19 protein-coding genes, 1 tRNA gene and 1 pseudogene are annotated in these 19721 nt (G+C 75.4%); 7 read left to right on the top strand and 14 right to left on the bottom strand.

The genetic code is table 11. The features are described 5' to 3' along the window. The first annotated feature begins 25 nt into the window (after positions 1–25). The gene (locus MTO91_RS03735; protein WP_476653806.1) at positions 26–2365 is read left to right on the top strand and encodes a CDP-alcohol phosphatidyltransferase family protein; all 2340 of its coding nucleotides are present in this window, start codon (positions 26–28) and stop codon (positions 2363–2365) included. Positions 2366–2369: 4 nt separating this feature from the next. On the opposite strand, the gene MTO91_RS03730 is transcribed toward MTO91_RS03735, so the two are convergent. After that, positions 2370–3038, bottom strand: a complete 669-nt coding sequence (locus MTO91_RS03730; protein WP_476653805.1) for a RibD family protein — start codon at positions 3036–3038, stop codon at positions 2370–2372. 93 nt (positions 3039–3131) lie between these two features. On the opposite strand from MTO91_RS03730, the gene MTO91_RS03725 reads away from it, so the two are divergent. Further along, positions 3132–4112: a zinc-dependent alcohol dehydrogenase gene (locus MTO91_RS03725; RefSeq protein ID WP_476653804.1), complete on the top strand. Its 981-nt coding sequence runs from the start codon at positions 3132–3134 to the stop codon at positions 4110–4112. Here MTO91_RS03725 and MTO91_RS03720 read toward each other — a convergent pair. Further along, complete coding sequence (locus tag MTO91_RS03720) at positions 4106–4900, bottom strand: GTP cyclohydrolase II (protein ID WP_476654800.1); 795 nt, start codon at positions 4898–4900, stop codon at positions 4106–4108. The genes MTO91_RS03725 and MTO91_RS03720 overlap by 7 nt on opposite strands. Between MTO91_RS03720 and MTO91_RS03715 the strand changes: the two genes are divergently transcribed. Further along, positions 4802–5512: a creatininase family protein gene (locus MTO91_RS03715; protein WP_476654798.1), complete on the top strand. Its 711-nt coding sequence runs from the start codon at positions 4802–4804 to the stop codon at positions 5510–5512. The two genes, MTO91_RS03720 and MTO91_RS03715, sit on opposite strands and share 99 nt — an antisense overlap. A 75-nt stretch (positions 5513–5587) precedes the next feature. Here MTO91_RS03715 and MTO91_RS03710 read toward each other — a convergent pair. From MTO91_RS03710 to MTO91_RS03695, 4 genes and pseudogenes are all read right to left on the bottom strand, one after another. Then, a pseudogene (locus MTO91_RS03710) lies at positions 5588–6406 on the bottom strand (lysylphosphatidylglycerol synthase domain-containing protein); the annotation flags it as partial. A gap of 8 nt (positions 6407–6414) precedes the next feature. Beyond that, complete coding sequence (locus MTO91_RS03705) at positions 6415–7239, bottom strand: SAM-dependent methyltransferase (RefSeq protein ID WP_476654796.1); 825 nt, start codon at positions 7237–7239, stop codon at positions 6415–6417. 53 nt (positions 7240–7292) lie between these two features. Continuing rightward, a complete protein-coding gene (locus MTO91_RS03700) occupies positions 7293–8357 on the bottom strand; it encodes a glycosyltransferase family 4 protein (RefSeq protein ID WP_312888568.1) in 1065 nt (354 codons plus the stop codon). Beyond that, complete coding sequence (locus MTO91_RS03695; RefSeq protein WP_476653803.1) at positions 8354–8752, bottom strand: 6-pyruvoyl trahydropterin synthase family protein; 399 nt, start codon at positions 8750–8752, stop codon at positions 8354–8356. The genes MTO91_RS03700 and MTO91_RS03695 overlap by 4 nt, the downstream gene beginning before the upstream one ends. A gap of 289 nt (positions 8753–9041) precedes the next feature. On the opposite strand from MTO91_RS03695, the gene MTO91_RS03690 reads away from it, so the two are divergent. Continuing rightward, the gene (locus tag MTO91_RS03690) at positions 9042–9188 is read left to right on the top strand and encodes a hypothetical protein (RefSeq protein ID WP_179761111.1); all 147 of its coding nucleotides are present in this window, start codon (positions 9042–9044) and stop codon (positions 9186–9188) included. A 47-nt stretch (positions 9189–9235) separates the two neighbouring features. On the opposite strand, the gene MTO91_RS03685 is transcribed toward MTO91_RS03690, so the two are convergent. Then, a complete protein-coding gene (locus MTO91_RS03685; RefSeq protein WP_476653802.1) occupies positions 9236–10405 on the bottom strand; it encodes an MFS transporter in 1170 nt (389 codons plus the stop codon). A 116-nt stretch (positions 10406–10521) separates the two neighbouring features. Here MTO91_RS03685 and MTO91_RS03680 point away from each other — a divergent pair, with 116 nt between their 5' ends. Next, entirely contained in the window at positions 10522–11091 is a 570-nt protein-coding gene (locus MTO91_RS03680) for a TetR/AcrR family transcriptional regulator (protein WP_179761113.1), read from the top strand. A 4-nt stretch (positions 11092–11095) separates the two neighbouring features. Here MTO91_RS03680 and MTO91_RS03675 read toward each other — a convergent pair whose 3' ends face one another. After that, positions 11096–12424: an MFS transporter gene (locus MTO91_RS03675; protein WP_476653801.1), complete on the bottom strand. Its 1329-nt coding sequence runs from the start codon at positions 12422–12424 to the stop codon at positions 11096–11098. 338 nt (positions 12425–12762) lie between these two features. Between MTO91_RS03675 and MTO91_RS03670 the strand changes: the two genes are divergently transcribed. Further along, positions 12763–12835: transfer RNA gene (locus MTO91_RS03670), tRNA-Arg, on the top strand. A gap of 597 nt (positions 12836–13432) precedes the next feature. Here the strand turns inward: MTO91_RS03670 and MTO91_RS03665 are convergent. The 4 genes from MTO91_RS03665 to MTO91_RS03650 all read right to left on the bottom strand — a co-directional run bounded on the left by MTO91_RS03665 (position 13433) and on the right by MTO91_RS03650 (position 16192). Beyond that, complete coding sequence (locus MTO91_RS03665; RefSeq protein ID WP_100879564.1) at positions 13433–13903, bottom strand: hypothetical protein; 471 nt, start codon at positions 13901–13903, stop codon at positions 13433–13435. A 183-nt stretch (positions 13904–14086) separates the two neighbouring features. Beyond that, a complete protein-coding gene (locus MTO91_RS03660) occupies positions 14087–14704 on the bottom strand; it encodes a response regulator transcription factor (protein ID WP_405419518.1) in 618 nt (205 codons plus the stop codon). Further along, positions 14691–15923, bottom strand: coding sequence for a sensor histidine kinase (locus MTO91_RS03655; RefSeq protein ID WP_476653800.1), 1233 nt, complete (start codon positions 15921–15923; stop codon positions 14691–14693). Before MTO91_RS03655 ends, MTO91_RS03660 begins: the two co-directional genes overlap by 14 nt. Positions 15924–15946: 23 nt before the next feature. Further along, a complete protein-coding gene (locus tag MTO91_RS03650; protein WP_073577552.1) occupies positions 15947–16192 on the bottom strand; it encodes a hypothetical protein in 246 nt (81 codons plus the stop codon). Positions 16193–16328: 136 nt separating this feature from the next. Here MTO91_RS03650 and MTO91_RS03645 point away from each other — a divergent pair, with 136 nt between their 5' ends. Beyond that, entirely contained in the window at positions 16329–16559 is a 231-nt protein-coding gene (locus MTO91_RS03645) for a hypothetical protein (RefSeq protein ID WP_476653799.1), read from the top strand. A 103-nt stretch (positions 16560–16662) separates the two neighbouring features. Here the strand turns inward: MTO91_RS03645 and MTO91_RS03640 are convergent, their stop codons facing one another. Then, entirely contained in the window at positions 16663–18357 is a 1695-nt protein-coding gene (locus tag MTO91_RS03640; RefSeq protein WP_476653798.1) for an AMP-binding protein, read from the bottom strand. Between the two features lie 32 nt (positions 18358–18389). Continuing rightward, positions 18390–19703, bottom strand: coding sequence for an MFS transporter (locus tag MTO91_RS03635; protein ID WP_476653797.1), 1314 nt, complete (start codon positions 19701–19703; stop codon positions 18390–18392). Positions 19704–19721: the final 18 nt, after the last annotated feature.

Below are 19721 nucleotides of genomic sequence, written 5' to 3'. Positions count from 1 at the left end.
ACAAGTCGGGCATGCTGGACACCTCATGCTCCGGAAGACCAGCGGCACCGCCGCCACCGCCCCCGTCGCCCTCCAGGTCGCGGCGGGCGCGGTGCTGCTCACGGCCGTCCTCGCCGTGCTCGTGCCGACCACCGGCGCCGGTGCCCTGCGGGTCACCGGCGCGGCCGTCGTCGGCGCCGTCGCCGCGGCAATGCTGCTGCGGGCCGCGCGCCGCGCCGGGGAGCGCACGCTCGGCCCGGCCGGGGTGGTCACGGTGGCCCGGGGGGCGCTCGCCGTGGCCGTCGTCGCGCTGGTCGGGCTGGACGGCGCCGGGACCGTGGCGCTCGTGGCGCTCGTCGGCGTCGCGCTCGCACTCGACGGCGTCGACGGCCCGGTCGCGCGCCGCACCGGCACGGCGACCGCGCTGGGCGCCCGGTTCGACATGGAGACCGACGCGTTCCTGCTGATGGTGCTGTCGGCGCACGTCGCGGCCACGACCGGGCAGTGGTGGGTCACCGCGCTGGGCGTGCTGCGCTACGCCTTCGTCGCCGCCGGGCGGGTCGCGCCGTGGCTGCGCGGCGAGCTCCCGCCGCGCTACTCGGCCAAGGTCGTCGCCGCCCTGCAGGGGATCGTGCTCGTGGTGACCGCGGCCGGGATGTTGCCCGACGCCGTCGCGCTCACCGCGGTCGGGGTGGCGCTGGCCGCACTGGTGTGGTCGTTCGGGGTGTCGGTGGTGCAGCTGTGGCGGGCCGCCGACCGGCACCCGTTGCACGCCCGCCGGGCCGGGGCCGCACTGCTCACCGCGCTCGGCGCCGCGCTCGTCGGCGGGATCCTGGTGCTGCCCGCCGACCCGGTCGCCCTCGACCCGACCGGGCTGCTGCGGCTGCCGATCGAGGCCGTCCTCGGGGCCGCGGTGCTCGCGCTGCTGCCCGGGCGGGCCCGGCGGATCGCCGCCGCCCTCGCCGGGACGCTGCTCGGCGTCGTCGGACTGCTCAAGCTCGCCGACATCGGCTTCCTCACCTTCCAGGGCCGCCGGTTCGACGCCGTGTCCGACTGGTCGCTGCTGGGCAACGCGCACGAGTTCCTGCGCGGCGCCGCCGGTGCGGCCGGGACCGCGGTCGCCGTGCTCGCCGCCGTCCTCGCGGTGGGGCTGGTCGGGGCGACGGCCGCCGCCGCCGTCCGGCTCGGACGGCTCGCGGCCCGGCACCGGCGGGCCACCGTCGGCGTCGCCGCGCTGCTGGCCGCGGCCTGGCTGGTCGTGGGCACGATCGCCGACGCCCGCCTGGTCCCCGGGGTGCCGGTGGCCGCCGCCGACGGCGTCGCCGAGGTCGCGCACCGCGCCCAGCAGGTCCCCGAGACGCTGCGGGAGCGCCGCGAGCTCACCGAGAGCCTGGCCCGTGACGGCTGGGACGGCGCCCCGCCCGACGCGCTGCTGTCCGCGCTGCGCGGCAAGGACGTCGTGATCACTTTCGTGGAGAGCTACGGCCGCAACGCCCAGCACGCCCCCGAGATGGCGCCCCGGATCCGGCCGGTCCTCGCCGAGGCCGACGCCCGCCTCACCGCGGCCGGGTACGGCGCGCGCAGCGGCGTGCTCACCGCACCGATCAGCGGCGGCGGCAGCTGGCTCGCCCACGCGACGCTGTTCTCCGGGCTGTCGATCGCCGACCAGGGCGCGCACGACCGGCTCACCGCGTCCGACCGGCTGACGCTGCCCCGCGCGTTCCGCGACGCCGGGTGGGAGACCGCTGTGGTCACCCCGGCGACGACGCGGGAGTGGCCCGAGGCAGCGTTCTTCGGCCACCAGCGGGTGTACGCCGGCGACGACCTCGGCTACGCGGGCCCGCCGTTCAGCTGGTCCCCGATGCCCGACCAGTACACCCTCGACGCGTTCTCCCGGCTCGAGCTCGACCGCCCCGACCGGGGCCCGGTGCTCGGCACCGTGGTGCTGACCTCCAGCCACGCGCCGTGGTCGCCGGTGCCGCCGTTGCTGGACCCGGCCGGGATCGGCGACGGCGCCGTCTACGGCCCGTACGCCGGCGGTCAGCAGTCCTACGACACGATCTTCTCCCTGGACCGGGAGACGCTGCGCGGGGACTACCTGACCTCGTTGGAGTACGCGCTGCGCAGCGCCACCGGCTGGGTCGCCGACCGCCCGGAGGGCGACCGGGACCTCGTCGTGCTGATGCTGGGCGACCACGAGCCCGGCGCGACGGTGTCCGGGCCCGGCGCGGGCTCCGACGTCCCGATCTCGGTGATCACCCGCGACACCGACGTGCTGGACCGCATCGACGGCTGGGGCTGGACACCCGGGCTGCTCCCGCCGCCGGACGCGCCGCCGTGGCCGATGGCCGGGTTCCGGGACCGCTTCCTGGCCGCGTTCTCGTGACCGGTCAGGACGCGTGGTAACGCAGCAGCACCAGGTCGCCCATCGTGCGTGCCTCGACCAGGGACATGCTGTGCTGCGGGCACTGCGGGAACCGGCCGTCGCGCACGAAGCGCGGGGCCCGGGCGTCGCCGACGAAGAACGGCGCGACGACCACGTGGAGCTCGTCGACCAGCCCGGCGGTGAGGAACGCGGTGTGCACGCCGCCCCCACCCTCGACCAGCAGCCGTCGCACGCCGCGGGCGGCCAGGTCGTCGAGCACCGCGCACGGGTCCGGCGAGTCCCCCGCGGCGACGACCTCGGCAGCGCGGCCGAGCCGCTCGCGCAGCGCGGGCGCAGCCGCGCCCGCGGTGAACACCAGCGGCGCGTCCCCGCCCGCGAACACCCGCGCCGACGGGTCCAGTGAGGACCCGGTGGTCAGCACGACCCGCCGCGGCGAGGGCCGGAGGCCGTCGGCGACCCGCCCGGCACGGCGCTCCGCGCAGCGCACCAGCAGTCGCGGGTCGTCGGCGCGCACGGTCCCCGCGCCGACCAGGATCGCGTCCACCCCGGCGCGTACGGCGTCGACGCGGTCGAGGTCGCCCGCGTCGGAGAGCACCAGCGTGTCGGGGCCTGCGTCGTCGATGTAGCCGTCCAACGACATCGCGACCGACGCCAGCACGTACGGCCGGTCCACTCAGACCACCTCCGCGCACCGGGCAGGCGCCCGATACGTCCGGATACTGTCAGGACCGTCGGCGCGCCGGGCGCCGGGATCGGGGACGGTGGAGTGGGGCACGAGGCACGGGCGTTCTGGCTGGCCGCGCCGGGGCACGGCGAGATCCGGACGGTGCCGGTGCCCGACCCCGGGCCCGACGAGGTGCTCGTGCGCACCCGGTACACCGCGGTCAGCCGGGGCACCGAGACCTTGGTGTTCCGCGGCGAGGTCCCGGAGTCCGAATACGAGCGGATGCGTGCCCCGTTCCAGGACGGCGGCTTCCCCGCCCCGGTGAAGTACGGCTACCTCGCGGTGGGCGAGGTCGAGCAGGGCCCGCCCGGCCTCGCCGGGCGCACCGTGTTCTGCCTGTACCCGCACCAGAGCCTGTTCGTGGTGCCCGCCGACGCGGTCACCGTCGTCCCCGACGACGTGCCCGCCGCGCGGGCCGTGCTCGCCGGCACCGTCGAGACCGCCGTGAACGCGGTGTGGGACGCCGCCCCGCTGGTCGGCGACCGGATCGCCGTCGTCGGGGCGGGGATGGTCGGGGCGTCGGTGGCCGCGGTCCTGGCCGGGCTGCCCGGCGCGCGGGTGCAGCTCGTCGACCCCGACCCGGACCGGGCCGCCGTCGCCGCGGCGCTCGGCGTCGGGTTCGCCTCTCCCGACGACGCCGAGGGCGACCGGGACCTCGTCGTGCACGCCAGCGCCACCCCGGCCGGGCTGGCCCGCTCGCTGGAGCTGCTCGCGCCGGAGGGCGAGGTGGTCGAGCTCAGCTGGTACGGCACCCGCCCGGTGCCGCTGCCGCTGGGCGGACCGTTCCACAGCCGCCGACTCACCATCCGCGCCAGCCAGGTCGGCACGGTGTCCCCGCGCCGGGCGCGCCGCGGCTACGGCGACCGGATGGCGCTGGCGCTGCGACTGCTCACCGACCCCCGGTTCGACGCCCTGGTCGGCGGCGACTGCACGCTCGACGAGCTGCCCACCGTGCTCGCCACGATGGCGGCGGGCGGGCCGCCGTCGCTGTGCCTGCGGGTGTCGCACCACGGGGGTCAGTAGCCGGTCGCGGTGTGGCCGCGCGGCGCGTCCGGCGCGGCGTCGACCTGCGGGAGGACGTGCCCGAGCCGGTCGCGCTTGGCCGTCAGGTAGCGCACGTTGTGCTCGTCGGCGGGCTCGAGCACCGGCACCAGCTCGGTGACGACGATGCCGTACCCGGTGAGCGCCTCGACCTTCGCCGGGCTGTTGGACAGCAGCCGCACCCGGCCGATCCCGAGGTGACGCAGCACGACGGCGGCGGCCCCGAAGTCGCGCACGTCGACCGGCAGGCCCAGCGCGACGGCCGAGTCGATGGTGTCCAGGCCGTCCTCGTCCTGCAGCACGTGCGTGCGGATCTTCGCGATCAGGCCGATGCCGCGGCCCTCGTGCCCGCGCAGGTAGACGATCACGCCGCGGCCCGCGCGGACGACGGCGTCGACGGCGATCGACAGCTGCGCGCCGCACTCGCAGCGACGCGCACCGAAGACGTCGCCGGTGAGGCACTCGGAGTGCATCCGCACCAGCGGCGCCTCCACGTCCGTGGGGTCGCCGTGCACCAGCGCGAGGTGCTCGGGACCGCCCTCGTACTCGCGGAAGGCGATCGCACGGAACTCCCCGTGCCGTGTGGTCAACCGGGACTCGGCGAACTCGTGTCGGTCGTCGTGCACCGTTGCTCCTCCATGATCGGGCGGGGCCGTGAGAGCCTCGCCTGCGTGAATCCCCTCCCGGCCGACACCACCGAGGACGTCCGGGAGCGGGGTGCCTCCGTGGCCCTGCTCCCGGTCGGGAGCCTCGAGCAGCACGGACCGCATCTGCCCCTGACCACCGACACCCTCGTGGCGTCCGCGGTGGCCGCCCGGATCGCGCAGGCCCACCCCGTGCGCGTCCTGCCACCCCTGACGATCTCCTGCTCCCACGAGCACGCCGCGTGGGCGGGCACCGTGAGCATCTCCGCCGCGACGCTCGGCGCGGTCGTCTCCGACGTCGCCGCCTCGCTGCGCGCCTCCGGCACCACTGCGCTGGTCCTGGTCAACGCGCACGGCGGGAACCACGTCCTGCGCAACGTCGTCCAGGAGGCCTCGGTCGGGCCGCTGCCCATGGCCCTGTTCCCCGTCTCCGAGGACTGGACCGCCGCCCGCCGGGCCGCCGGGTGCGAGACCTCCAACACCGCCGACATGCACGCCGGGGAGCTGGAGACCTCGATCCTGCTGCACACCGCCGCCGACCAGGTCCGGCCGTCGTACCGCGCCGCCGACCACGTCGCCGACGAGCGGCCGCACCTGCTCACGACCGGGCTCGCGGCCTACTCCGCCACCGGTGTGGTGGGACGGCCGTCGCTCGCCACCGCCGAGAAGGGCCGGGGCCTGCTCGACGCGCTCGTGGTCGCCTTCGAGGGCCACCTGCGGGTGCTCGCCGGGCGCTGACGGCGCGGTCGCCCGGGCCGCGCGGCGGCGCCGCAGCACCACGAGCGCGCCCGGCGCGACCCCGGCGAGCGCCAGCACCCCGTAGGCGACGGCGGCGGCGAGCCCCTCGGCGGCCGGCAGCCCGACCGCGGCGAACCCGGCCGCGGCGGCCGCCTCGCGCGGCCCCCACCCGCCGACGGTGAGCGGGACCGTCATCGCCAGCAGCGCGACCAGCAGCAACGGCAGCAGGACGGTGAGCGGTGCGGTCGCGCCGGCCGCCCGCGCGGCCAGCACGAACAACGTGAGGTGGCAGGCCAGCGCTCCGGCCGAGGTCAGCACCACCCCGGCCGCGGTGCGCGGGCGCAGCACGGTGCGCGCGTCGGACCACACCCGGCCGAGCCGGGCGCGCAGCAGCCACCCGGCCCCGCCGAGCGCGGCCACGACGGCGAGCACGGGCAGCGCCGCGCCGCCCGGGACCGCCCCGGCCGCGGCCCGCAGCAGGTCCGGCTGCAGCGCCAGGACGAGGGCGACGGCCACCACCGCGACCAGGTGCCCCGCGACCCGTTCGAACACCACGGCCCTCACCCCGGCGCCGAGGTCCCCCTCGCTGCGCCCGTGGCTGACCGCGCGGTGGACGTCGCCGAGGACCCCGGAGGGCAGCAGCGAGTTGAGGAAGGTGGCGCCGTAGCAGTCGGCGACGGCGCGTCCCGGGGTCAGGCCGAGCCCGATCGAGCGGGCGACCATCCGCCACCGCCACGCGCTGAGCACGGTCGCCACCGCGCCGAGCAGCAGCGCGGCGACGACCGCCGCCGCCCCGACGCCGCGCAGGCGCTCCAGCACCGGCCCGGCACCGACCTGCACGACCAGCACGGCGAGCAGCCCCACCCCGGCGAGCAGCCGCAGGACCGGACCCACCCGACCAATCACGACCGCTCCCCCGGCACCGCCAGCAGGTCCGTGTGCCCGACCGAGACGGTGAGCTCCCCCGCGTCGAGGGCGCGCTCGCGCCGGTCGCGGTAGGCGCCGGCGTGTGCGGCGAGGCCGGGACGCTGCGCGCACGCCGCATCGAGCCGTCCGGCCAGCCACTCGCGGAGCAGCGCGGGCCGGTCGGGGCCGAGCCGCCACGGCGAGTCGGCGGTGCGGACCCGCGCGCCGTGCCGGGCGAACGCGGCCGCCGCGGCGGCGGGGGCGTCCGGCCCGAGCATCCGGCGGCCGTTCTCGTCGCGGCGCTGGTGGTCGTCGAAGGCGGCGCCGATCTCGGCGTCGAGCGGGTCCTCGGGGTGCAGCCGGACCCGGCCGGACACGGTCAGGGTGAACAGCACGGGGCAGCCGGCGGCGGTGCAGGCCGCGGCCAGGGCGTCCATCTCCTCGGCGGTGAGCAGGTCGAGCAGCGCGGATGCGGTGACCAGCGACGTCCCGGCCAGCGCGTCGGCGCCGAGCCCGGTGAGGTCGCCGGGTCCGGCCTCGGCGGTCACCCCGCCGGGCAGCGACGCGACGGCGTGGGAGAGCACGACGGGGTCGCGGTCGTGCAGGACCCAGTGCTGGCCACCGGGCCGGTCGAGGCGCGGGGCGAGCCAGCGGCCCATCGACCCGGTGCCGCAGCCGAGGTCGCGCACCCGCAGCGGGCCCGGCGGCAGGAGGTCGCGGACGGCGTCGGCGAGCGCGGTCGAGCGGGCGTCGGCGTCGGCGGGCTCGCGCAGGGCGAGCCACTCCGGCGGGCAGACCGGGTTGCCCGCCGCACCCTGGATCGGGACGGCGGTGTGGTCGACGCGGTGGCCGGCGGGGTGGTCGGCGGCGGCGCTCACGGCAGCACCGCGCAGAGGGCGCGGGCGGTGTCGGCCCAGCCGTCGAGCCGGTCCCGGCGGTCCCGGGCGGCGGCGCGCAGGTCCGCGCGCATCCCCGGGTCGGTCAGCCAGGACCGCAGCGCGCCGGCCAGCGCGTCCTGGTCGCCGGGGTCGACGAGCAGCCCACCGTCGCCGAGCGCCTCGGACACCCCGCCGACCGCAGCGGCGATCACCGGGACGGCCCGGGCCAGCGCCTCGGTGACGACCATCCCGTAGCTCTCGGTGCGCGAGGGCAGCACGAGCAGGTCCGCGGAGGTGTAGGCGGCGTCGAGGGCGGGGCCGGTCAACGGGCCGGTGAGGGTGATCCGCCCGGCCAGGCCGTGCCGGTCCACCGCCGCGCGCACGGCCGCGGCGTGCGCGGGGTCGCGGTCGAGCGGCCCGGCCAGGCGCAACGTCCACTCCCGGTCGGCGACGCGGGCGAGGGCCTCGACCAACAGGTCGTGGCCCTTGGTCGGGGTGAGGGCCCCGACCGCGAGCAGCCGGGTACCGGCCGGGTGCGCGGACGTCATCGGGGCAGGGTCCACCCCCGGCGATGCGACGTGCACGCGGGCGAGGGGCAGCTGGTGCAGACGGACCACCCGCCGTGCCGTCCATCGGCTGGTGGTGACGACGGCGGCCGCCGCGTGCAGCGCCGCGCGCTCCCGGCCCCGGCGGTCCGCGACGACCGCCGCGGCGAGCCCGTGCTCGTCGCCCAGCGGCAGGTGCACCAGGACGACCGCGCGTACCCGGCCGGTGTGACGGGCGAGGACCCCGGGCGCGGCGCAGGCGACGAGCCCGTCGAGCAGCACCGACGCGCCGTCCGGGACACCCGTGAGCGCGGCGTCGAGCCGCTCGAGGGCGGCCCGGTCCGGATCCGGCCAGCCGCCCGCGACGGCGATCTCCCGCACCGGGCGGTCGAACGCGGCGCAGACACCGCGGTCGTAGCGGTTCCCGCCGCTCGGGGAGCGCGGGTCGTCGATCCCGGCGGGGACGACGACGTGCACCGCACGCCCCGTGGTGCGGGGCGGTGCGGGAGCCGTCACAGGTCCCGCTCGTAGCTCGCCCACGCGACGTGCGACTCGTGCAGCGTCACCGTCAGGCCGGTCAGCCCGCCGGCGTTGCCGCCGAGCTTGCCCGCACCGATGCGGTCGGCGAGCCGGTCCGCGATCGCCCGGGCCAGGAACTCGGTGGTCGTGTTGACGCCCGCGAACTCGGGGTGGTCGTCGAGGTCGCGGTGGTTGAGGTCGACGAGCGCCTCCGCGAGCTGGGCGGTGGCCAGCCCGATGTCGACGACGATCCCGTCCGGGTCCAGCTCGGGGCGCCGGAAGGTGGCGTCGACGAGGAAGGTCGCGCCGTGGCGCTGCTGCGCCGGTCCGAAGACCTCGCCGCGCAGGCTGTGCGCCACCATGACGTGGTCCCGGACGGTGATGCTGAACAAGCGGTCCTCCTGCGCGCGGCGCTCGCTGAACCGGTTGTCCAGACGAAAAGCGGGCAATGTTCATGAAAGCACCACGCCGGTGCCGCGGCGAACGAGCCGCGTCACGGGAGCGGCCCGCGCTGGTCACGCGTGTGCGCCCGGCTGCTGCGGCCCGTCACCGGTGTTGCTCCGAGCGGATGAGGCATGACACACGATGGTCACCGTTGAGGCAGCGATGTCTCAGAAGCTACTCTCGTGGTGCGAGTCGGACGGAGCAGCTTCCGAGTCGACCACTACGAGGAGGTAGCCGATGACCACCCACGAGACCCCGATGCCGTCCTGGCCCGAGACCCTGCGGGACGCCGGCCGGCGCACCGGGAACATGCTCCGCGCGATCTGGGTGGGCATCGACACCTGGAGCGCCGTCACGCACGGCCGCACCCCGGCCCGTCGCTGACCCCCGTCCCCCGGCGCGGCACGTCCGTACCGGGGGGACGCCGTCGTTCAGTCCCGGTCCGCGTCCGGCGGCGCCAGCCGCGGGTGCAGCTGCGCCCAGGCCAGCAGCCCCAGCGCGGCGGCGACGGCGAACGTCCCCGCCGTCCCGATCCGGCCGGCCAGCGCCCCGGCCAGCGGTGAACCCACCGTCTGACCGACGCCCAGGGCGAGGCACGCCCACGTCACCGCGCGCGCGGGAGCGCCCGGGAGGATGTGTGCGGCCCACAGGATGCACAGCCCGGTCAGCCCGATGTAGCCGGCGCCGAACAGGCCCGCCGAGACGACCGCGCCGGTCAGGCCCGGCTCCGGCAGGGCGAGCAGGGCGATCCCGGCCGCGAACAGGGTCCAGACGACGAGCCCGACCGTCCGCAGCCCGTACCGCTGCGCCGCCCGTCCCACCGCGCCGCCGAGCACGCCGACCACACCGATCGCACACCAGGCGACGGTGCCGACGACCGGCCCGGCGCCGAGCTCGTCGAGCCGCGCGGTCGAGAAGGTCCAGTACGGCGCGCTGACCAGCCCCAGCAGCCCGGCGACGGCCAGCAGCGGCAGCACCCGGCCGCGCCCGCGCTGCGTGGGCGCCGCCTCGGGGACCCCTCGCGGCAGCAACCACGCGGCGGCAGCGGTGACGACGACCGCGACCAGACCGAACCCGAGCCAGACGGCCCGCCAGTCCCCCGGCAGCAGCGGCGTGAACGCGGTCAGCGCGAGCCCCGCCCCGGTGCCGGTGTTCGCCCAGGCCTGTGCCCGGGTGCGCGCGAGGCCACCGACCGTCTCGACGACGAGCTGCGCGACCCCGGGTGTCGCGATGCCCGCCCCGGCCCCCGCCACCACGATCGCGGCACCGAACACCACCACGCCCGGTGCGAGGGCCATGAGCAGCAGCCCCACCGTCGCGGAGACGGCGGCCGCGATCGTGGCACCGCGCGCCGACCGCGCCGACAGCGCCGGAGCGGCGAGCAGCCCGAGGACGTAGCCGGCCGTGGAGAGCCCGCCGAGCACGCCGACCGCGGCCGGGGTCAGGCCGAACGTCTCGGTGAAGCGAGGCACGAACAGTCCGTAGGCGTAGCGGGCGACGCCGTAGCAGAGCGCGATCACCCCCGCGCCGAGCAGCGCGGTGGTCCACCAGGGCCGGTCGGTGGCGGGTGCAGGTCCGGGCCGTTCGCAGGTCGCCGTCATGCCGGTAGTGAACAGACCTGTCTGTTTGTTTGCAACTCGCGCCGACGGACAGCATCGTCTCTGCTGCTAGAGTCGCCTTCTCGGAACAGACCGTTCGGTTCATTCCAGGAGGACGCATGGCACGCACACGGCGCGGCGACGCCGGGGCGAAGGTGCTCGACGCCGCGTCCCGGCTCTTCTACCGGGACGGCATCAACGCGGTCGGGGTGGACACCGTCGCCGCCGAGGCGGGCGTCACCAAGACGGCGCTGTACACGAACTTCGGCTCGAAGGACCGGCTCGTCGTCGCCTACCTGCGGGACCGCGACCGCCGGTGGCAGGACGACGTCGACCGGATCACCGCCGACCACGCGTCGCCGCGGGACCGGATCCTCGCCGTCTTCGACGCCTACGAGACCTGGCAGTCCCGGGAGGGCTTCCGCGGCTGCGCGTTCCTCAACGCGACCTCCGAGCTGCCGCGCCTCGACCACCCGGCCCGCGAGGTCGTCCGGCACCACAAGACCGCGCTGCGCAGCTACCTGCAGACCCAGGTCGAGCGGCTGGGGACGGCCGAGCCGGCCGCGGCGCTCGCCGGGACCCTGATGATCCTCCTTGAGGGGGCGGCCGCGATGGCGGTGGTCGAGCACGGGGCGGGGCCGATCCGCGCGGCCCGGGAGGTCGCCGACGGGCTGCTCCCGGCGGCCTGAACGGTCACACCGGGACGGGTCCGTGCGGGTGCAGGTCGTCGACGACGAGCCGGTGCGCGTGGGTCCAGCCGTGCACCGAGGGGCTGGCGGTGACGACGTGTGCGTGGTCGGCGTCGTGGTCGTGGCAGTGCCGTACGAAGTCGGCGCCGGCCGTCGGCCAGACCGTGACCGCCACCCCGAGCGCGACGACGGCGAGCGCGGCGAGGACCGACCAGGTGACCGTCCAGCCGGCCGAGACCGCCAGCCAGCCGGTGAGCGGGTAGGTGAGCAGCCAGCAGGCGTGTGAGAGCGAGAACTGCGCGCTGAACAGGGCGGGCCGCTGGCCGGGCCCCGCCGAGGTGCGCAGCAGGCGACCGGTGTTGACCATGATCCACCCCGGCCCGAAGCCGACCAGCGCCCACGCGAACGCCGCGGTCGTCCACGACGGTGCGGCCGCCAGCAGCAGGGTCGCGCCGGCCGCCAGGCAGGAGACCGCCGCACCGGCCAGCATCACCGTCCGGACCGGGAGCCGCCGGGCGACCCACGGGGAGGCCAGCGCCGCCGCGGCCGTGCCCGCACCGGACACCGCGAGCAGCAGCCCGACATCGGCCTCGGTGCCGCCGAGCAGGTCGCGGACGACGTTCACCGTCGTCACCAGCGACACCACCCCCACCGCGGCGACGACGACGTTCAGCGCCAGCAGCCCCCGCAACTGCGGGACCGCCCGGAACAGCCGGACCCCGAGCAGCAGCCGGGTCGCGAAGCCGCCCTGGGCGCGGCCCGCGACCGGCGGGACGGCCGTCGACGCCACGACGACCGCGGAGAACACGAACCCGGCACAGGTGCCGACGAACAGCGTCGAGTAGCTCGTCACCGCGACGGCCGCCGCGGCCAGCAGCGGGCTCAGCACCGTCTCCGCGCTGCTCGCGAGCTGCGAGGCCGACAGCGCCCCGGCGTAGTCCCGCTCGTCGGGGACGACGTCGGGGATGACCGACTGGAACACGGGGGTGAACGTCGCCGAGGCGACCTGGAGCACCGCGACCAGGACGAACACCTGCCAGATCCCGGTCACCCAGGGCAGGACGAGCACGACCGCCGCGCGGACGACGTCCGCGCCGACCATCAGCATCCGTCGCGGGACCCGGTCGGCGACCGCGCCGACGACCGGCCCGACGACGACGTAGGCCGCCATCTTGATCGTCAGTGCCGAGCCGAGGACGAGCGCGGCCCGCTCGCCGGCCAGGTCGTAGGCGAGCAGCCCGAGCGCGACCGTCGTGAGACCGGTCCCGACCAGAGCGACGACCTGGGCCGTGAACAACCGGCGGAACCGCGTGTTCCGGAACAACGATCGCACTGGCCCTCCCCGTCGGCTGCGGGGACCGTAGAACGATTTCCCGATCGCCCCAACGGATCAGTTGCCAGCGGGGAGCAGCAGCCTCCCGGCGTGAACTGCGAGGTGGCGGCGATATCGTCCCCGCTCCACGAATCCGCAGGTCAACGCGCCTCGTGGCACCGTTCCGGCTGCGAGGAGGTCGCTGTCGCCGTGCACTCGCAGAAGCCTTCCGGTGTCGTAGTGGGCGACGTCACGACGACGATTCCCGGATTCCGCGCTGACGACGGATCCGCCGTTCCGCGGCGCGGCGGGCGGCACCGGCGGTCCGGCGGGGAGGCGTCCGGGTAGGCTCCTCTCAGGCCCTCGTAGCTCAGGGGATAGAGCACCGCTCTCCTAAAGCGGGTGCCGCAGGTTCGAATCCTGCCGGGGGCACTACACCGTGACCAGCGGCAACGCTGTTCGCGATCGCGAACGACTTCGCGCCGTGGAACGAAACCCGCCTACGCTGCGGCGGGGAAGCGCAGGTCACGGGGACACATCGAGGAGCTGCCGAGCGGCGCGTCCCGAGCCATCGTCGTCGCGGGCGTCGATCCGCTGCCGGTGCGCAGCCGCCGGCTCAGGGAGACGGCGCGGACCCGCACGGAGGCCGAGAACAGCGCTGAACTCGTGAGTCGGGCGGGGAACGGGTCCGCGGGCGCGGCCGGAACCGTGGTGCCGTGCTCGGCCCGTGTGTGCCGACCCGATCGAGCAGGCCGGGGACGCCGCGATCCTCGACACGCTGCGGTCCTGCGGCTGGGAGACGAAGGCTGCGGCATCGTCGACGGCCGCGCTCGGGGTTACCGCACGAGTTCGCCGCGGGCACCACTCACGGCAAGCACGGGTACGACTGCGTCACCTGCCTGCCGCCCGAGGCCGGCGACACCGCCGGCCGGTCCCTCGGGGAGCGGACCGGCGTAGCCGATCGCCGGTTACACCCCGTCCGCAGTGGCGGACACTCGCGACGACGTCTGCTCGGCGTGACCGAGGCGGTCAGTCCCTCTCGTGCGGTCGCGCGGCGTGGCCGGGGCGCCCGCGCGTGCGGCGCTGCTCCTTCATCTCCGCCTCCATCAGATGCCGCCGCCCACCGACCAACTCGTCGCGCACCGCGCGGTCCAGGTCCAGCGTGGTGCGGTAGTAGCCGTCGTCGTACTCCTCCACGACCTGGAAGCTCCACCGCCCCGCGACGACGTTCAGCCCGATCAGCTCGGTGGTGATCCGGTCCGCCAGGTCGTCGCGACCCATCCCCCGCAGGCCGCCGACGACCTCGTCGAGCATCTCGTCGGCGTACCCGGTCATCTGGTGGAAGGCGTAGAGGTGCCCGCGGGCCCGTTCGATCGTCTCGACGGCCTCGGCCAACTTGCCCACCGTGGCCACCGCCTCGTCCGACACACCGTCCGGTCGGCGGTGCTCCGGGGCCGGTCGGTCGTCGTCGCGGCGGTCCTGCTGGTGGTTCTCGGACATGCGGGGGTCTTCCCGGTTCCAGCGGCCGGGAACCGTCCTGCCGACTCGAGCAGGGACCGTCATCGCTCCGTCCAGACGAATTGCCCGGACCGTTCCTGCTGGTCGCGAGGCTGAACTGCGTGCGGCGGGCCGGACGGGCCGACGCCGGTGCCGGGGGGGCCGCGGTCCGGCGTCCAGCCGGTGTCAGAGCCAGCCGCGTTCGTGCGCGTGGCGCGCGGCGTCGTGGCGGGTGGCGGTGCCGGTCTTCTGCATCGCGCTGGACAGGTAGTTGCGAACGGTCCCGTGGGCGAGGTGCAGCCGGCGGGCGATGTGTGCCACGGAGTAGCCCTCGCGGGTCTCGGCGAGGGCGTCGATCTCGCGGTCGGTGAGCGGGCAGTCGTCGATCACGGATGCCTCGAGGACCTCGTGGGCGATCCACCGACGCCCGGCCCGCAGCTCGTGGACGACCGCGACGATGTCCTCGGGGTCGGCGCTCTTGCTCATGAACCCCTGCACCCCGAGCTTGAGCGCCCGGCGCAGGACACCCGGGCGGGCGTGCCGGGTGAGCATGAGCACCGCCTGCCCGGGGTGGTGTTCCCGGATCCGCGCGACGGCGTCGAGGCCGTTGGCCCCGGGCATCTCCAGGTCGACGACGAGCACGTCGGGACGGTGCTCGAGGGTCTCCCGCACGGCCCCGTCGCCGTCCTCGGCCTGGGCTACGACGACGATCGTCCCGTCCTGGGGCAGCAGCGCCGCCATCGCGGTGCGCAGCAGCTTCTCGTCGTCGGCCAGCACGATGCGGACGGGCTCAGCGCCGGTCATGGTCCCCGCCTCCCGTCGGTCGGGCCGCGCCGCCACCGCGCGTGCCCGCCCCGGGGCTCGCGAGCCGGGCCGCGACGGTGAACGTCGTCGGGGTGGTGGTCACGTCCAGGTCGCCGCCGGCCGCGGCCAGGCGGTCCCGCAGGCGGGCGAGGCCGCGCAGCTCCGGCCCGGCGTCCGCGGCGGGGGCGACCCCGTCGTTGGTGATCTCGACCCGGGTCGCCGACGTGGTGATGCGCACGGTGCTCGGGCGGGCGTGGCGGAGCAGGTTGGTCGTGGCCTCGCGCAGCACCTGGGCGAGCAGCGGGTGGGCGGGGGCGGCGCCGGGGTCGTGGTGGACCTCGACCGTGATCCCGGCGGCCTCGCCCAGCCGACGGGTGTTCTCCAGCTCGGCGGTCAGGTTGAGCTGGTGGCGCGCGTGGGCGAGCTCGCGGGTCCGGGTGAGGGCGTCGTCGACGAGTCCCCGGATCTCACCGAGCTCGGCGACGGCCGTCGCGGCGGCGTCCTCGCCGCCGCCGCGGACGAGGGTCTGCGCGTAGGCGGCCTTGAGTTTGATGACGTGCAGCGAGTGTCCGTGGATGTCGTGCAGGTCGCCCGCGAACCGCATCCGCTCGTGGGCGATCGCCAGCTCGCGCTCGGCCTCGCGGGCCCGTTCCAGACGACGCACGACGACCCACGCGTACTCGGAGACGACGATGACGCCGGCGACGAACAGGGTGCCGAACAGGGGCAGGAGCACGTACTGGCCGGCGAGGGTCACGGTGGGCGGCCGGGGCAGGAGCGCCGCGGCACCGGACGCCGCGACGACCACGGCGAGCGCACCGACCCACATCCGCCGGTGACGCGGGCGGGCGGACACCAGCAGCGACCCGATGAGCGCGAAGGGCACGAAGGTGATCGGGCTCGCGGCGCTCAGGGCCGCGACGAGCCAGTTCACCCCGGTGAAGCCCAGGGTGAACACGGCGCCGCGCGAGTAGCCGTCCAGGCTCCACTGCCGCAGCACCCCGAGGGCCAAGACCAGCCCCACGGCGACGATCAGGCCCTCCCACCAGCTGTGCGCCGTGAGCACGACACCGACCACGCACAGCGGGGCGATGGCGGCGAGGGCGGTGAGCATCGCGGCCCGGCGCGCCCGGGCGGCCGCGGTCCCCGCGGCCGCGCCGGTGTCGGCGCCATCGCTCACGACGACATCGGTCACGGCGGCGGCATCGGAGTCGGTCACGGGGCTCCCGGTGGGGCGGTCGGTCACGACCGCGTCGGCTGCGGGCGGCGCTGCTTCAGCGTGCGCCCGACCAGAGTCTTGCCGATCAGCCCCACGACGAGCACGGCGAGCGCCACCCACTGCAGGGATCCGTTCCGCAGGAAGAACGCGGTGACCGGCTCGGGCAGGACGGTGAACAGCCCGGTGTCGTAGGCGAGTCCGACGTAGGCGATGACCACGGTCACGGAGAGGACGGTGACGGCGGTGAGGACCAGGTCCAGCAGCTTCATGGTCGTCAACGGTCCGGCACGCTCCTCGGCGACGGTAGTGACACGGCGTCATGTGCTGCGGTGACCTCACGCCACTGTGCCACCGGTGCGTGCGCGGGTGCGATGGGACACGACCCGATCGACCCGAGGAGACGACATGTTCCGGTCGCACCTGCTCCGGCTCGCCGTGGGAGTGGTGTCGCTGACCGCCGTCGCCGCCTGCGGCGCCCCCGCCCCACCCGGAGCAGCCGCCGCGGCCGCGACCAGACCGCCACCACAGCTCGCCGCCGTCCACGACCAGCAGATCACCTGGCAGCCCTGCGACGGGTTCGCCACCTCGGCGGCCGACCGGGCCCTCTACGCGAACGAAGCAGTTTCCACGAAGTGAGAGAGACGGTCGGCCCGTCCCCGGCTCGCTGGCGGGACGGACCGACCGTCCGGTCCGAGGCGGCTCGGCGGACACCGCCCCGGAGCGTTCCCGGGGAGGGCGGTCAGCCCTTCAGCTCCGGGAAGTCCTCGTAGCGCCACTCCCCGCCCGCGGCCGCCCCGGCCTCGTCGCGCTCGCGGGCCCGCAGCTCCACCCGCCGGATCTTGCCCGAGATCGTCTTCGGCAGCTCGGAGAACTCGATCCGCCGCACCCGGAGGTAGGGCGCCAGGTGGTCCCGGGCGTGGGCGAAGATCGCGGCCGCGGTCTCCCGGGTCGGCTCGTGGCCGGGGGCGAGCGCGACGTAGGCCTTCGGCACGGCGAGCCGGACCGGGTCGGGCTGGGGCACCACGGCCGCCTCCAGCACCGCCGGGTGCTCGACGAGCACGCTCTCCAGCTCGAACGGCGAGATCTTGTAGTCGCTGGCCTTGAACACGTCGTCGGTGCGGCCGACGTAGAACAGGTAGCCGTCGGAGTCGCGGGTCGCGGTGTCACCGGTGTGGTAGAAGCCGCCCGCCATGGCGTCGGCGGTCTTCTCCGGCATGTCCAGGTACCCGACCATCAGGCTGGTGGGCCGCCGGGACAGGTCGATGCAGATCTCGCCCTCGGTCCCCGAGACCTCGCCGGTGGGCTCGTCGACCAGTACCACCGGGACACCGGGCAGCGGACGCCCCATCGACCCGGGCTTCACGACGGAGCCGGGCGTGTTGCCCACCGACGCCGTCGTCTCGGTCTGGCCGAACCCGTCGCGCAGGGTCAGGCCCCACTGCGCCCGGACCTGCTCGATGATCTCCGGGTTGAGCGGCTCGCCCGCCGCGATGACCTCGCGCAGCGAGCCGGGTCCGCCGGACAGGTCGGCCTTGATCAGCATCCGCCAGACCGTCGGCGGAGCGCAGAACGTGGTGACGCCCTTGTCCCGGATCTGGCCGAGCAGCGACGCCGCGTCGAAGCGGGTGTAGTTGTAGAGGAAGATCGTCGCCCCGGCGATCCACGGCGCGAAGAAGCAGCTCCACGCGTGCTTGGCCCAGCCCGGCGAGCTGATGTTGAGGTGCACGTCGCCCGGGGTGATGCCCAGCCAGTACATGGTGGACAGGTGCCCGACCGGGTACGACGTCTGGGTGTGCTCGACCAGCTTCGGCCGGCTGGTGGTGCCGGAGGTGAAGTACAGCAGGAGCCGGTCGTCGGCGGTGGTGCCCGGGTGTTCGACCGGGGCGTCGTCGACGTCGCGGGAGTCGGCGAGGTCCAGCCAGCCCTCGGCGGACCCGCCGACCGAGACGGCGGTGAGCCCGTCGAGCAGGCCGTCGAACTTGCCCGTGCAGGACGCGTCGGCGATCACGAACCGCGCTCCCCCGCGCTCCAGCCGGTCCGGCAGGTCGACGGCGCCGAGCGCGGTGGTCGTCGGCATGATCACCGCGCCGAGCTTCATCACCGCGAGCATCGACTCCCACAGCTCGACGCGGTTGCCGAGCATGACCAGCACGCTGTCCCCGCGCCCGACGCCGTGCGAGGCGAGCCAGCGGGCCACCTGGTTGGAGCGGCGGCGCAGCTCGTCGAAGGTCCAGGCGCCCTCGGCACCGTCCTCCTCGACGATGCGCAGCGCGGTCCGCGACTCGCCGTCGGCGATCACGTCGAACCAGTCGTGCGCCCACTGGAACGCGCCGTCGAACTGCGGCCAGGTGAAGTCGGCGACGGCCTTCTCGTGCTCGCCGTGCAGCGCGACGAGCCGGTCACGGGCGTCGCGGTAGATGTCGTGGTTGGCCATGGGGCGGACGACCTCCGGGTCGGTGGTGCGGGTCAGACCGTCGTCGGGGCGGTCGCGGGGCGCTCGTGCTCGAGCGCGACGTTGCGGGTCTCGTGCAGCAGCGACACGCAGACCAGGGAGATCACGCCGATCAGCGAGAGCATCACGCCGATCGCGATCGAGCCGTACGCCGCGGCCAGACCGGGCGCGACCAGCGGCGGGATCGCCCCGCCGAGGACGCCGGCGAGGTTGTAGCCGAGCCCGGCGCCGGTGTAGCGGTGCCGGGCCGAGAACAGCTCGGGCAGGAAGGAGCCCGCCGGACCGTAGGCGACCGCGAAGATCACCAAGGTCCCGCAGAGGCCGACCGCGAACGCGGTGGCGCTGCCGGTGTCGAGCAGCGGGAACAGCACCAGCGCCCAGACGATCCCGGCGACGCAGGACGTCCGGATGACCGCGCGACGCCCGAACCGGTCCGACAGCATCCCGGCGGCCACGGTCGCGAGCCCGAACACGGCGGCCGCGGCGATGCCGATGCCCAGCACCACCGGGCGGTCCAGGGCCGCACCCTGCGGGTTCGTGCCGTAGGCGGTCAGGTAGGCCGTGCCCATGTAGAAGAACGCGAACAGCATCGACAGCGCACCGGCCGACAGCAGGACCTCACGCGGCTGCGCCCGGACGGCCTCCAGGAACGGCAGCCGCTTCGAGCGGTCGAGCGCGGTCGCCTCCGCGGCCGCGCGCCGCCGGGCCTCGGCGAACGCGGGGGTCTCCTCGATGGAGAGCCGCACCCACAGCCCGACTCCGACGAGCAGGATCGACAGCAGGAACGGGATCCGCCAGCCGTAGGTCAGGAACGCGTCGTCGGTGTCACCCATGACCAACCCGGTGACCAGGAAGGTGCCCGAGGACAGCGCGAACGCGATGGCCGGGCCGAGCTGGGGGAACACGCCGTACAGGCCGCGCTTCTCCTTCGGCGCGTACTCCGCGGTCAGCAGGGTCGCACCCGCCCACTCGCCGCCGACGGCGAAGCCCTGGCAGAACCGCAGGAAGACCAGGATCAGCGGGGCCGCGACGCCGATCGTCTCCGCGCCCGGGAGCAGTCCGATCAGGACGGTCGCGATGCCCATCAGCAGCAACGTCGAGATCAGGGTCTTCTTCCGGCCGATCCGGTCGCCGTAGTGGCCGAACACGATCGCGCCGACCGGGCGGGCGAAGAACGCCACGGCGAACGTCGCGAAGGAGGCGACGGTGCCCGCGGTGGAGCCCAGGGCCGGGAAGAAGACCTTCGGGAACACCAGCGCCGCGGCCGTCCCGTAGATGAAGAAGTCGTAGAACTCGATGGTGGTGCCCGCGCAGCTGGCCGCGGCCACCCTTCTCAGTGGGACCGG

It is taken from the genome of Pseudonocardia sp. 2-7, assembly GCF_056341085.1.
This window is presented reverse-complemented; position numbering and strand designations above follow the sequence as displayed.